Consider the following 13,842-nt stretch of genomic DNA (forward strand, 5'->3'; position numbering starts at 1 on the left):
CGCAAGGCCGGAGCTGCGCCGAAGCGCGCGGCACGAGCCCCGCGCGCGCCCGAAGACGTCGACGCGAGTGGCAAGTCGCTCGTCATCGTCGAGTCGCCGACCAAGTCGAAGACGCTCAACAAATTCCTCGGCCGCTCGTTCGCGGTGATGGCTTCGAACGGCCACATCATGGACCTGCCGAAGAGCAAGCTCGGCGTGGACCTCGAGAACAACTTCGAGCCGCAATACGAGCCGATCGCCACCAAGGCGGCGACGCTCGCGAAGTTGCGAGCCGCGGCGCGAACCGCCTCGCGCGTCTACCTGGCGCCGGACCCCGATCGCGAAGGCGAGGCGATCGCGTGGCATCTGGCCGAAGCGTTGTCGGGTTCCAAGGTTCCGATCCAGCGGCTCACGTTCAACGAGATCACCGAGCGCGCCGTGAAGCTGGCACTCGAGAATCCGCGCGACCTCGACATGAATCTGGTCAACGCGCAACAGGCGCGCCGCGTGCTCGATCGCCTGGTCGGATACAAAGTCAGCCCGTTCCTGTGGAAGACGCTCTACTTCGGATTGTCGGCGGGCCGGGTGCAGAGTGTGGCGCTGCGCCTGATCTGCGAGCGCGAAGACGCGATCGAGAGCTTCGTCACCGAGGAGTACTGGACGATCGAGGTCGACTACGCGACCGCGGCCGGCGAATCGTTCCCCGCGCGGCTCGTGAAGGTGAGCGGAGCGGATCTCGAGAAGGGCGAAGTGCGCGGCGCGGACGCCGCGCAGCGGGCGCGAACCTATGCCGATGAACTCGCGACGCTCCCGGGTCGGATCGCGTCGGTGGAGACCACGCCCAAGCAGGTCCACCCGCGCGCCCCTTTCATCACCAGCACGCTTCAGCAGACCGCGTTCAACCGGCTCGGCTTCACGAGCCAGCGCACCATGAAGGTCGCGCAGCAGCTCTATGAGGGTGTCGCGCTCGGCGCCGAGGGCAGCGTCGGTCTGATCACCTACATGCGTACCGACTCGCCGCGACTCGCCGGCGAGGCGATCGCCGAGATCCGCGGCTGGCTGACCCGCTCGCTGGGCCCCGAATACGTGCCCGAACAGCCGCGCCAGTTCAAGGGCAAGAAGTCGGCCCAGGATGCGCACGAGGCGATTCGACCCTCGTCCGTCGCGCGCACGCCCGAAGCCGTGAAGCGTTACCTGAGTGAGGAGCAGTTCAAGCTCTACGACTTGATCTGGAAGCGCGCGACCGCTTCGCAGGCATCGTCGGCCGAGTACCTTGCCACCACGATCGAAGTCGAGGCCGGCAAGTACGGTCTGCGTGCCAGCGGGCGCGTGTTGCAATTCGCCGGATTCCAGAAGCTCTACGGGCTCGAGGAAGAAGACGAGGAGAAGGAGTCGAGGCTGCCGGTGCTGGCGATCGGCACCGCGCTCGCGGTCGCGAAACAGCCGATCGAACAGCCGACCGATGGCGAGGCGCTCGAGACCGTGTGCCCGATTCAGCACTTCACTCAACCGCCGCCGCGCTACACCGAAGGCTCGCTGGTCAAGTCGCTCGAAGAGGAGAACATCGGGCGACCGAGCACCTACGCCACGATCGTGTCGACCATCACCGGTCGCAAGTATGTCGATCGAGATCGCGGCAAACTGGTGCCGACCGAACTCGGCCGTACCGTGAACAAGCTGCTCGTGAACACTTTCCCGGACGTCTTCGACGTGGGCTTCACCGCCACCATGGAGGACGAGCTCGACGAGATCGAAGAGGGCAAGCGCGAGTGGCAGGGCGTGGTCGGCGAGATGTGGAAGCCGCTCAGCAGAGATCTGGCGGTCGCCGAGAAGTCGGTCGACCAGCACCGCGAGAGCGTGCAGGAAGAGACCGAAATCGCGTGTCCGAACTGCGGCCGCAAGCTGATCCGGAAGTTCGGCCGCCGCGGTCCGTTCCTCGCGTGTCCCGGCTACCCCGAGTGCAAGTACACGCGGCCGGTCGACGACGCGGAGCTTCCGACGCCGATCGAAGGCACGTGCCCCAAGTGCGGATCGGGGCTGGTGGCGCGCAACGGTCCGTACGGGCGCTTCATCTCGTGCGAGAAACGCCCGACCTGCGACTACGCGCGCAAGATCACGCTTGGCATCGCGTGCCCCGATTGCGGCGAAGGGGAGATCCTCGAGAAGCGCACCCGGCGCGGCAAGGTGTTCTTCAGTTGCACGCGCTATCCCGAATGCAAGTTCGCGGCGTGGGATCGACCGCGCCCGGTTCCGTGTCCGAATTGCGGGGCCGCGTTCATGGTCGAGAAGGAGACGAAGCGCAAGGGACTCATGCTTCGCTGCCTTCAGTGCAAGATGGAGTTCCCGCCGGAACCGGCCAGTGCGTGACGCGCTCACCGCGTTCCTGAGCGAGCTCGAGGCGCAGCGCAGAGCCTCGACTCACACCGTTTCCGCTTACCGGCGCGACGTCTCGCGGGTGCTCGATCTGATGGCCGGGGTCGGCAAGCCGGCCGCGGCGAGTGGATGGACCCGCGAACTTCTGGAGCGCGCCCTGCACGAGCTGTATCGCAGCGGTCACAGTGCCTCGAGCGCTGCGCGCGCCGTGGCCGCGTGGCGGAGCTTTTCGCGCTTCTGTGCTCGGCGCGGCGTGATCGCGGACGACCCCGCTCGCGAGGTGCCGATGCCCAGGCGCGGCCGCAGGTTGCCACGTACGCTGCCGTCCGAGGAGCTGGGCCGCGCGCTCGACGCGATCGGCGGCGCGGATCCGGTGTCGCGTCGCGACCGTGCGTTGCTCGAGATCGCCTACTCGTCGGGATTGCGGCTCGCGGAACTGGTGGGCCTCAATCGTGGCGATGTCGACACGCGTGCGGCCCTGCTGCGCGTGCGCGGCAAGGGTCGGCGCGAACGCATCGTGCCGATCGGTGCGTCGGCGCTCTCGGCACTCGATGTCTACCTGCGGATGGCAGGGCGCGGCGCGGCCACCCGCGAAGACGAAGCGGTGTTCCTCAACACGCGCAGCATGCGAGTGAGCGGTCGCACCGTGCAGCGCGTGGTCGCGAAGCGTCTGGGATCGGTGGCGGCCGGGCTCGGCGTGACACCGCACGCATTGCGGCACTCGTTCGCGAGTCACCTGCTCGATCGCGGCGCCGACTTACGCGCCATTCAGGAGCTGCTCGGTCATCGCTCGCTCGCGAGCACTCAGGTCTACACGCACGTGACGCGCGGGCGCCTGCGCAAGGCGTACGAACAAGCGCATCCGCGCGCGTGACGGCGATGCACCCGAACGTGCTCGCGTGCCGTGGCGAACGCCGCGTTTGGCGCTCCCGAATCGGCACTTTCGCCGGCGCGAGCCTCGTGGCGCTGTGGTTGGCAATGCTTCCCGCCTGCGCCCGCAAGGGTGCTCCGACCGGCGGACCGCCCGACCTGATCCGACCGCAGATCGTGGACGTCCAACCCGACTCCGGCGGGGCGGGTGTTCCTCGCGATTCGCGCTTCACGCTGACCTTCAGCGAAGGCATGGAGCCTCGCACGGCGGGTGAAGCAGTCTCGATCGCCCCGCCGATCGAAATCGCGCAGCGGCGCTGGAAGGGCAGCGCGCTCACCGTGGTGTTCGGAGACTCGCTCGCCGCACAGCGCACCTACACGCTGTTCGTCTCGCCGACGGCGCGCGATCGCCACGGCAATCCGCTCGATCGCGGCTACGCGTTCGTGTTCACGACCGCCGAGTCGCTTCCGAAGGGTGTGCTCGAGGGCAAGCTCGAGGCTCGCGGCTTCGCGGCTCCGGGTACGTATCTATGGTGCTACGACGCGAATCGACTCGGCGTGCCGGATAGCACCGGCGGAGACTTTGACGCGCTCGGGTTCGTCGATCCGGACGGCAACTTCCGCGTGGTCGGCCTGCCGGTGCCCGGGCGCTATCGCCTGTGGGCGTTCGCCGACCTCGACCGCAATCGTTCGTTCGAGCCCGAGCGGGACGTGCTCGCGGCCGCCGACAGCGTGATCGAGCTGACGGCCGAGGAGCCGGTGCGCTCGGGCCTCGCGCTGGTGGTGCTCAATCCGCGCGCGCCGGCCAAGGTCACCGCGGAAGTCATCGACACGCTGCAAATGGAGCAGGGGATCCGCTGGGTGCGCGCGACCCCGGCCGACTCGACCCTGTCGGAGCGGCTGGAGGGCGTGACCGGCAAGGAAGTCGTTCTCTCGCTGCCGGCCGGCGTGTGGCGGATTCGGGTCTTCCGCGACTTCGACCGCGATCGCAAGTGGAACGAGGTACTCGAGCCCGCGAGCGACGAGTTGGAACTGACGTTGCGGCCGGCCGAAGAGTTGAAAGGACTGACGCTGGTTCTGAGACGTCGGAGTGCCCCATGAGCCATCCTTCGGCAGCCGGACTGCGCATCGCGTTTCTCAAGATGCATGGCGCTGCGAACGACTTCGTCGTGATCGATCATCGAGGGATCGCGCTGCCCGAGCCGCCCGATGCGTGGATCGCGCGGATCTGCGATCGCCGGCGCGGAGTCGGTGCGGATGGCGTGATCCTGCTCGAAAGAGACGCGACGTGCGACTTCGCGATGCGCTACTTCAACCGGGACGGCGGCGCGGCCGACTTCTGCGGCAACGGCGCTCGATGTGCGGCGCGGCGTGGGCTCGACCTGGGTCTCGGCAGCGGCGGGCGGATCCGATTCCGGACCGCGGTCGGCGTGCTCGACGCCGAGCCGACCGCGGGGGGCGGGATTGCGCTGCATTTCGGTCGCGTCGAGCGAGCGGGACCCGAGGAGACGCTCCAGGTCGAGGGCCGCACCGTGCGGGGCCGGTTCGTGCGCGCCGGCGTGCCGCATCTGGTGGTGCCGGTCGAGCGGTTGTCCCAGGTACCGCTCGCCGAGTGGGCGCCGCCACTGCGTCGCCACCCTCGGTGGGGCGCCGAGGGCGCGAACGTGGACTTCGTCGAACGCATCGCACCCGGGCGCATTGCGATGCGCACCTACGAACGCGGCGTCGAGGCCGAGACACTGGCGTGCGGCAGCGGCGCGATGGCGAGTGCGCTGTGGGCCGCAGCCCACGGGGACGCCTCGCCGATGGTGGTGCGCACCTGGGGTGGGGACGATCTCGAGGTGCGATTCGAGCCCGATGGCGAAGCGTGGGACGTCACCCTGGTCGGCCCCGCCACGGTCGCATTCGAAGGAGTCTGGACCGAGGGCGGGGAATGAGGCACGTCATGCGGTGCCGGGCGAGAGTGGCGGACCGCGCGCGCCGCAGCTAGGCTCGCGTCCCGAGCGGTGCGAGTTTTCGAGAGGAGTCGAGCATGTTCGATGGACTGATGGTCGCGATGGTGACGCCGTTTCGAGACGGAGCTGTGGATCTGGAAGCCACTTCGCGCCTGGTGGAGTACATGCTCGAGCGTGGGGTCGAAGGCCTCGTGGTCTCGGGCTCGACCGGCGAGGCTGCGACCTGCACGGTCGAGGAGCGGCGCCAGTTGTGGGCGTTCGTCAAGGACCGGGTGCGCGGGCGGGCACCGGTGGTCGCCGGGACCGGCACGAATTCGACCGCCGACAGCATCGAGCTGACGCGTATCGCGGAGGAGCTGGGGCTCGACGGCGCGATGCTGGTGACGCCGTTCTACAACAAGCCCACACCGAAGGGGCAGATCGCGCACTTCGCGGCCGTCGCGCGCTCGACACGGCTGCCGATCATCCTCTACAACGTGCCGGGTCGCACCGCCACGAACACGCTGCCCGAGACCTTCGAGAAGTTGCAGGACGTTCCGAACATCGTGGCGATCAAGGAAGCTTCGGGTAGCCTCGATCAGGCGAGTGCGCTGTGCGCTCGAACGCGCTTCACGATTCTCTCGGGCGACGACTCGCTCACACTTCCGACCGTCGCCGTCGGAGGGCGCGGCATCATCTCGGTCGCGGGGCAGGCCGCTCCGCGCGAGATGCGCCAGCTCAGCGACTTCGCACGCTCGGGCCGGCTCGCCGAAGCGCAGTCGCTCCACACGCGCCTGGCGCCGCTCTTCAAGGCGCTGTTCATCGAATCGAATCCCGGTCCCATCAAGTACCTGCTGTCCGCGATGGGATTGATCCGAAACGAGCTGCGACTTCCGCTGGTTGCCATCGAACCTGCGACCGAACAAGCGGTGCTCGAGGCCGCGCGTGCGGTCGGACTGGAGCTGGCGCTGGCGAGCGGCGCGGCACGCGCGTGATCTCGCTGGTGGTGGTGGGTGCGTCGGGCCGCATGGGCCGAGCGGTTCTCGAGGCCGCACTCGAGGACGGTTCGATCGAGGTGGCGGCGGCCGTCAGCCGCAGCGACCCCGGGCTCGGCGTGAAGTGGGAGTCGTCGCTCGAGGCTGCGATCCGCCCCGGCCGCGTGGTGATCGAATTCAGCACTCCCGAAGTCGCAGGTGAGGTCGCGAGGCGCTGCGGAGCTCAGGCGGTTCCGCTGGTTTCCGGAACCACCGCGCTCACGAGCGAGTATGAAGCACTGATTTCGGCGACCGCTCGCAGTTCGGCGGTGCTGCGCTCGGCGAACTTCAGTCTCGGCCTGCTGGCCTTGCGGCGCGCGCTCGAGACCGCGTTGCGCGCGCTGCCGGAGTGGGACGTCGAGATCGTCGAACGTCATCATCGGGGCAAAGCGGACAGTCCGTCGGGTACCGCGCTGCGACTCGCCGCCGACGTCGCCGCATTGCGCGGATGGGATGAGCGGGCATTTCGCCACGGCCGCGAGGGCCGCGTCGGAACGCGTCACGACGCGGAGATCGGGCTACATGCGGTGCGCGGTGGCAGTTGGGTCGGCGATCACAGCGTGCTGATTGCAGGAGCGGGCGAGGCACTCGAATTGCGACATACGGTTCAGGACCGTTCGGCATTTGCGCACGGCGCGCTGCGCGCCGCGAAATTTGTAGCGCACGCGCCGGCGGGTCTCTACACTTTGGAAGCGATCCCGGTGGCCGCGGGGGGGGCCTAGACCGGGCGAACTCATCTCAGGAGAACGCGCACATGCGTTTCGTACCCTTCGCGCGCTTCAGTCTCTTCTTGCTCGTCCTCGCGGTGACTCCCGCCGCCGTATTCGCGCAGGGCTACGGTAAGAACAAGGTCCACTACGAAAAGCTCGACTGGGGCGTGCTCGAGACCGCCCACCTGCGCCTGCACTTCTACAGCCAGGAAGAGAGCCTCGCGCGCCGCCTCGCACCCGCCGCCGAGAGCGTGTGCGTCGAATACGACCGGCGCTTCCGCATGCGGCCGCGCAAACCGGTGCCGTTCCTGCTCTATTCCGCGCACCACGTTTTCCAGCAGACCAACGCGACTCCCGGACTCATCTCCGAGGGCACTGGCGGGCTGACCGAACTCATCAAGGGTCGCGTGCTGGTGCCGCACAACGGCTCCTGGAAGCGACTGGTGTGGGTGACGCGCCACGAAATGGCGCACTCCTACATGCTCGAGAAGATCGCGCAGGTCATGCGCGAGCACCGTCGCCCGATGAACTACCTGCCGCCGCTGTGGTTCACCGAAGGCCTCGCCGAGTATTGCGGCACGCGCTGGGACGAGGACGCCGAGGGTCTGTTGCGCGATGCCGTGATCAGCGGCCGCGCGATGCCGCTCACTCGTAGCGAGTCGATCACCGGCACCGTGCTCATGTACAAGGAGGGACAGTCGTTCCTGCTCTTCCTGGCGGATCGCTACGGGCCCGACAAGGTGTTCGACCTGCTGGACCAGTGGCATCGGGCCGAGAGCTTCGAGACGCTGTTCCGCATCATCTACGGACGACCGCTCGCCGAGCTCGACGCGGAGTGGTTCGACTCGCTGCGCAAGCACTACTACCCGGCCGTCGCCTCGGCCGACCATCCGCAGATCGTGATGCGCCGCATGACGCGCAAGGGCGACTTCAACCTGGGCGTGCGCGTGTTGCCGGGAGCACTCCCGACCGACTCGACCGCTCGCGACTCGGTGGCCGGGAATCCCGCGTTCTGCTACTTCGCGGCCGGCGAGGATGGCATCCAGCTGCGCATCAACGAACCGGTCGCCGGGCGCAAGCGCCGCGATCGCGGCGTGCTGCGCGGTGGCGTGAGCCCGTCGTTCGAGTCCTTCCACCTGTTCCAGAATCGCCCCGCGGTCGCGCGCTCGGGCCACATCGCGCTGTCGGCCAAGCAGGGTGGACGCGACATGTTGTACCTGCTCGCGGGCTCGAACGGCCGAGTGTTGCGGCGTGTCGACCTGCCGCTGCTGGTCGCGATCAACGACCCCGCGGTGACACCCGACGGTGATGCAATCGTATTCTCGGCTCAAGATTATTCGGGACGCTCCGACCTCTATCGCGTGAGCTGGCCGAACGAGCGGGTGCAGCTCGAGCAGCTGACCCGCGACGACTTCGACGACGTGGAACCCGGGATCTCGCCCGACGGCCGCTGGGTCGTGTTCGCTTCCGATCGCGGCAGCGCGACCGGCGAGCATCAGCTCTTCCGCCTGTCGCTCTCGGGCGGCGTGCCCGAACCGCTCGGGGCCCCTGCAGCCGGTGAGGATCGCCAGCCCGTGGTTTCTCCGGACGGCCAGTGGGTGGCGTTTCGCTCCACGCGCGGCGGCACCAGCGACCTGTGGGTGCGTTCGATCGAGCCCTCGCCGGACGTTCGGCGCGCGACCCGACTGCTCGGCCCCGCGTCGGATCCCGACTGGCTGGCCGACGGACGCGGCCTGCTCTTCATCGGGCAGGACGGAATCGAGTTCCAGGTCTACCGCACCCGCTTCAACCCCGACACGCTGGACATCGAGACGAGTGTCGATCCCTCGCCGCTCGCGGCCGCGATGCCGGCGCCGATTCTCGGCATGGCGCCGGAGCATCCACCGACCGGTCAGGTCCATGGGGGCCCACGGCTGCCGTACGAGCGCCGCATTGCGCTCGACATCGTGCAGGGCGGCTTCGCGGCCGATCCCGGCGTCAGCGGGGGAGCGGCCGGCGGACAGATCGCGCTCAGCGACGTGCTCGGGAACGAACAGCTCTACGTGCTGCTCGCGAACGACTCCGATCGTTACGGCAGCTTCCTCGACGGCTTCCAGATCGGACTCACGTACCTCAACCAGTCGCAGCGGTTCAACTACGGCGTCGGCGCATTCCGACTCACCGAGACCTATGACGCCGACCTCGACGCGGTGGTGCGCGAGCCGCGCGTCGGCCTCACGCTGCTCGGCTCGTACCCGTTCAACAAGTTCCTGCGACTCGACGGCTCGCTGGTGGCGCGGCACTCGATCGATCACCGGCTGCGCAGCGGTCAGATCCAGGATCTCGACCTCGTCTCGCAGTACGTCTCGCTGGTCCACGACAACGCGCGCTGGAGCATGCTCGGACCTTCGGGCGGCACGCGCTGGGCGGCGACCGCCGGCTACACGCGCGACCTCACCGCGGACCAGGGCACTTACGGCACGCTGCAGTTCGACGCGCGGCGCTATCAGAAGATCGGCTCCGGCATGGTGTCGGCCACCCGCATGAACGCGCAGGCGAGCTTCGGCCCCGACGCGCAGCGCTTCTACCTGGGCGGGCTGCGAGCGCTCCGTGGCTGGGATCGGCGCTCGCTCGGCGGTACACAGACCGCGCTTCTGCAGCAGGAGTTCCGCGTGCCGCTGGTGCGCGGATTGGTGCTGGGGATTCCCGCAGCCTGGGAGCTGCCGACGATCGGAGCCGCGGCGTGGGCCGATGCCGGATACGCGCACGACCGCCTCGACCCGTTCGCGGCCGGTGACGTGTCGTCCGACGACTTGAAGAAAGATCGCACGCTCGGCAGCGCCGGCTTCGGTGTCTATCTGGGCGGTGGCTACTTCCCGGCGATCCGCTGGGACTTCGCGTGGCTGACGCGCGACTTCAAGTCGTTCAGCGACAAGCCGACCACGCGGTTCTGGATCGGATACAATTTCTAATTCAAGGAACGGCCGGCGCGACCCCGCTCGGCGGGGGCAGGGTCGCGTTTCCGTCCACACTGATACCCGTCGCGCTCTCGAATGCCGACAGCCGATGGAGCACCGTACCGGTCGGAGCGATCACGATCGTCGCGCCGGCTTCCGCACACGCCACCCACGCGCGTCCGGTGTTCTCGTCGACCGCGATCGAGCGGGGTCCCGGCAGTCCGCCGATCGCGAACTGCTGAGCGCCATCGCGATCGAACGCGACCACTCGACCGCCGTTCAGGTCGGCGACCCAGATGCGGCCGCGACGCGAATCGATCGCCACACCGACCGGACCCCCGAACCCGGAGAGCGTCTGCTGCAGCGAACCGTCGGGGCCGAGGCGCACGACCACGCGCGCGGTGAATGAAGTGGCCCACACCTGCCCGGTGACGGCATCGCGTGCGAGACGCGAAGGTCGTGACATCGGCGTCGAACCGAGCAGTCCGACGTCCGGATCCATGTGCAAGACTCGATTGTGGTCGCGATCCGCCACCCACAGCGTGCCGTCGAGCGGAACCAGCGCGACGCCGCTCGGAGTCAGAAATCCGCCGAGCGTGTCGAGCAATGCACCGGTGCTTGCGTAGAGTCGCAACTCGTTTCGAGCCTCGTCGCAGTACCACGCCATGCTGTCGCCCTGAACGACCGCGAGATCGCCGGGCACGCCGCCGGCCGGAATCGACAGCAGCACGCCGGTGGAGGCTCGCAGCAGCCACAGACGGCCACCGCTGCCGTCCGAAACCCACACGTGATCGTTCGTGGTGTCGGCGACCAGCGCATCGGGCGCCGTGAAGCCGCCCCACGATTGCGCCACCCGGCGCCCGTCGGCGGTGAGGCGCGACAACTCGCCGCGTGCGCCGTCGACCACCCAGCCGACCGCCCGCCCGGGCATCGCTGAGTCTTCCGAGGGCAGGCTGGTCGTGCCGTCTGCGAACTGGTACTCGAGGCGATACGAGTGGTCGACATCGTTGAGGAGCCCGCTGCTCACGTAGCGCGAGCTGGCGGGCGGCAGCAGTCCGGCGATCAGCTTGTAGGCCGACTCGGGGGCGGTGCGTTGCCACAGTCGAAATCCCAGCAGGCCCGAACCCGAGGCACTTTGCCACCGCAGGTCCACGCGCCGATTGCCGGCCAGCGCCGCGAAGCCGACCGGGCGACCCAGCGTGGTGCCGTTGGCGGGATCGAACGGGTTGAGCCGATCGCGCGTGGCACATCCGAGTTGACCGATCGCGATCAGCAGCACGAGGGCGGACGGCCAACGGCGCGACGGCATCAGAAACGAAACGCGATGGCGCAGCGCGTCGGCGCGATCGACCACTGAAGGCGAGCGCCGCTGTGCGGTCGATGGATGAAGCGCAGGTAGAGGCCGGTCGCGATCAGCGCCTCGCCGGCGATGAGCGAGCTGCGCGCGTAGGCGTCGTTGCGCAGCGTGGTGTCGTACAGCGACTCGATGCGAGCGGGATCGGTTTCGCGCAGATAGTCGTCGTAGTGCGAGTTTGCGCGACCGGTGAAGTAGAACGAAGAGCCGATCAGCGCAGCTCCACCGAGCAGGCTCGCGTAGGCCCAGCCGTTCGGACGGGCGGGAGCCGAGTCGAGAGCCACGACCGGAAATGGAACGGCCGCCGGCGCATCGGCGCCAGCGGCCCGATCGAAGATCGATACCAGTGCGAGGAGCGTGATCCCCGCGCGCAACCACCTCATGCGTTCGCCTTTCAGGCGGAGAGGCTGGCGGCGAACTTGGCCAGACGAGACTTCTGGCGGTTCGCGGTCTCCTTCTTGATGATGCCCTTCGCGGCGGTGCGATCGAGAATGGCGGCGGCCTTCACGTAGAGCTCGCTCGCGGTCGCACGGTCCTTGGCCTCGCGCACGGCTTTGAGTACGTGGCGCATCCGGCTGCGTGCAGCAATGTTACGGCGGCGGCTGATCTCGTTCGTCTTGACTCGTTTGGCCGCCGACTTGTGATACGGCATGAAGATCCTCCTTGCGACACCTCAGTGATGAACGGACGCGGGAGGATAGGTAGGCCCCTGCGGGCTGTCAAGCATCCCGTTGATGCGCTTGCCTTCGCGGATGTAGTGTCTGCGGTCAGGTTACCCCGCTTGGGGTGTGCTTGGGGGATTCATGAGCGTTCTGAGCGAAAAGATCCTCAATCTGCCTTCCGTTCCAGGGGTTTACCTGTTCAAGGGCGGCTCGGGACGCGTGCTCTACGTGGGGAAGGCGATTCGGCTCTCGGAACGGCTCCGCAGCTATCTCCATGGGACCGACACCCGGCCCATGATCCCCGATCTGATGGCCGAAGCGGTCGACCTGGACGTCATCATGACCGGCTCGGACGCCGAGGCGCTGCTGCTCGAATCGACGCTGGTCCGCCAGCACCGCCCGCACTTCAACATCCTGCTCAAGGACGACAAGAGCTTCCCCTACGTCCGCGTCAGCGTGCAGGAGGAGTTCCCGCGGGTCTCCGTCACGCGCCAGGTGAAGCCCGACGGCGCACGCTACCTGGGACCCTACGTGGACGTCGGAAACCTGCGACGCACCTTGCGCGAGCTGCGGCGCGTCTTCCCGGTCCGCACCTGTCGCAACTTCGAGGACTACCGGCGCCGCAACCGGCCGTGCCTCTACTTTCACATCAAGCGTTGCGCGGGGCCCTGCACCACGCGCTCGGCCCTCACGCCGCCCGAGTACCGCGCGCTGGTGGACGGCCTGCTGCTGTTCCTCACCGGGCGCGACGAGGAATTGCTGGTGAGGCTGCGAGCCGAGATGGCGGAGGCCGCGACGAGCCGCGACTACGAGGGTGCGGCACGCCGACGCGATCAGATCCATCTGCTCGAGTCCGCGCGCACCCCGCAGAATGTGGTGGTACCGAACGCTCGCGACGCCGACGTGCTGGGCATCGCGCGCCACGGCTCGCGGGCGTCGATCGTCACGCTGCGCGTACGCGACGGTCGAGTGGTGGGCAAGGAGTCGCGCGTGCTGGCGGGAGTCGCGGGTGCTCCCGACGAGGAACTGTTGCGCAGCTTCATGGTGCAGCACTATCTGGCGCGATCCGACGCGCCGGGCCGCATCGTGACCGCGCGCGAGCCCGCGGATCGCGAAGCGCTGCTCGAGAGCCTGCAGCGCGCCAACGCACGCACGGTGGCACTCGTCACCCCGACGCGCGGACGCGAGCGACGCCTGGTCGAGCTGGCCGAGCGCAATGCCGCGCATGCACTCGAGGACCTCGACGCGCGCGCGAGTGGTCGGCGCGCCCGCTTCGCACCCGGAGTGCTGGATCTGCAGAAAGCCCTGGGACTGAGCGTTCCGCCGTACCGCATGGTGTGCTTCGACATCTCGAACCTGGGCGCCGAGCATGCGGTCGCCGCGGTGGTGGCGGGCGAGAACGGGACTCCGCGGCGCTCGCTCTATCGCCGCATGCGCATGCGGCGCCCGGGCCCCGACGACTTCGCGATGATGCGGGAGGCGGTGTCCCGCTACTGGGCACGCGTCGAGTCCGGCGAGCTGCCGCGTCCCGATCTGGTGGTCGTCGATGGCGGTGAAGGGCAGTTGAGTGCCGCGCGTTCGGCACTCGACGAGATCACCACGCGCCCGGTGGCCGCGATCGGGCTCGCCAAGCGCGAGGAGACGATCGTGCGCGAAGGGGCGCCGGCGATCACCCTGCCGCGACGCAGCCCCTCGCTTCGCATGCTCCAGCAACTGCGCGACGAGGCGCATCGATTCGGACTCACTTACCATCGCATGTTGCGCGCACGCAGCCGGCTCACCGGGGCGCTCGACCGGATTCCCGGTGTCGGACCCGCCCGGCGCGCCGCACTCCTCAAGGCATTCGGCTCGGTCGCGGCACTCCGAGGCGCCGACGCGGATGCCATCGCGCGCGAGGCGCGCGTCTCGACCGTGCTCGCCGAACGCATCGTGACGGCGCTGCGCGAAACGCCGGGCGAGCGCACTCCCGCCCGCAGGCTGGGCGATCAGG

11 protein-coding genes are annotated in these 13,842 nt (G+C 68.4%); 8 read left to right on the forward strand and 3 right to left on the reverse strand.

The features are described from left to right. The 7 genes from topA to HOP12_13700 form a co-directional block, all read left to right on the forward strand. A partial coding sequence (gene topA / locus HOP12_13670; protein ID NOT35190.1) for a type I DNA topoisomerase occupies positions 1 to 2,346 on the forward strand: 2,346 nt, incomplete at its 5' end. Next, a complete protein-coding gene (locus HOP12_13675) occupies positions 2,339 to 3,226 on the forward strand; it encodes a tyrosine-type recombinase/integrase (protein ID NOT35191.1) in 888 nt (295 codons plus the stop codon). The genes topA and HOP12_13675, both read left to right, overlap by 8 nt. 86 nt (positions 3,227 to 3,312) lie before the next feature. Continuing rightward, on the forward strand, positions 3,313 to 4,323 hold the full coding sequence (locus HOP12_13680) for an Ig-like domain-containing protein (GenBank protein NOT35192.1): 1,011 nt from the start codon (positions 3,313 to 3,315) through the stop codon (positions 4,321 to 4,323). Further along, positions 4,320 to 5,159 (forward strand): diaminopimelate epimerase, encoded by an 840-nt coding sequence (locus HOP12_13685; GenBank protein ID NOT35193.1) that lies wholly within the window; start codon positions 4,320 to 4,322, stop codon positions 5,157 to 5,159. Before HOP12_13680 ends, HOP12_13685 begins: the two co-directional genes overlap by 4 nt. 95 nt (positions 5,160 to 5,254) lie before the next feature. Continuing rightward, a complete protein-coding gene (locus HOP12_13690) occupies positions 5,255 to 6,151 on the forward strand; it encodes a 4-hydroxy-tetrahydrodipicolinate synthase (GenBank protein NOT35194.1) in 897 nt (298 codons plus the stop codon). Next, a complete protein-coding gene (gene dapB, locus HOP12_13695; GenBank protein ID NOT35195.1) occupies positions 6,148 to 6,912 on the forward strand; it encodes a 4-hydroxy-tetrahydrodipicolinate reductase in 765 nt (254 codons plus the stop codon). The genes HOP12_13690 and dapB overlap by 4 nt, the downstream gene beginning before the upstream one ends. Positions 6,913 to 6,944: 32 nt before the next feature. Continuing rightward, complete coding sequence (locus HOP12_13700; GenBank protein ID NOT35196.1) at positions 6,945 to 9,851, forward strand: BamA/TamA family outer membrane protein; 2,907 nt, start codon at positions 6,945 to 6,947, stop codon at positions 9,849 to 9,851. A 1-nt stretch (position 9,852) separates the two neighbouring features. Here HOP12_13700 and HOP12_13705 read toward each other — a convergent pair whose 3' ends face one another. The 3 genes from HOP12_13705 to rpsT are packed head-to-tail and all read right to left on the reverse strand — an operon-like array spanning position 9,853 to position 11,842. Further along, positions 9,853 to 11,190: a hypothetical protein gene (locus HOP12_13705; GenBank protein ID NOT35197.1), complete on the reverse strand. Its 1,338-nt coding sequence runs from the start codon at positions 11,188 to 11,190 to the stop codon at positions 9,853 to 9,855. After that, positions 11,145 to 11,573 (reverse strand): hypothetical protein, encoded by a 429-nt coding sequence (locus HOP12_13710; GenBank protein NOT35198.1) that lies wholly within the window; start codon positions 11,571 to 11,573, stop codon positions 11,145 to 11,147. The genes HOP12_13705 and HOP12_13710 overlap by 46 nt, the downstream gene beginning before the upstream one ends. Positions 11,574 to 11,584: 11 nt before the next feature. Beyond that, positions 11,585 to 11,842, reverse strand: a complete 258-nt coding sequence (gene rpsT / locus HOP12_13715) for a 30S ribosomal protein S20 (GenBank protein ID NOT35199.1) — start codon at positions 11,840 to 11,842, stop codon at positions 11,585 to 11,587. A gap of 151 nt (positions 11,843 to 11,993) precedes the next feature. Between rpsT and uvrC the strand changes: the two genes are divergently transcribed. After that, positions 11,994 to 13,842 (forward strand): excinuclease ABC subunit UvrC (gene uvrC, locus HOP12_13720; protein ID NOT35200.1); only part of this gene is annotated, 1,849 nt, incomplete at its 3' end.

The sequence above is a fragment of the Candidatus Eisenbacteria bacterium genome, from assembly GCA_013140805.1.
Lineage (GTDB): Bacteria > Eisenbacteria > RBG-16-71-46 > RBG-16-71-46 > RBG-16-71-46 > JABFRW01.

Coding starts and splice junctions, on each gene's coding strand:
- HOP12_13690 (NOT35194.1), top strand. CDS start 5,255: ATGTTCGATGGACTGATGGTCGCGATGGTGACGCCGTTTCGAGACGGA.
- HOP12_13700 (NOT35196.1), top strand. CDS start 6,945: ATGCGTTTCGTACCCTTCGCGCGCTTCAGTCTCTTCTTGCTCGTCCTC.
- HOP12_13685 (NOT35193.1), top strand. CDS start 4,320: ATGAGCCATCCTTCGGCAGCCGGACTGCGCATCGCGTTTCTCAAGATG.
- rpsT (NOT35199.1), bottom strand. CDS start 11,842: ATGCCGTATCACAAGTCGGCGGCCAAACGAGTCAAGACGAACGAGATC.
- HOP12_13710 (NOT35198.1), bottom strand. CDS start 11,573: ATGAGGTGGTTGCGCGCGGGGATCACGCTCCTCGCACTGGTATCGATC.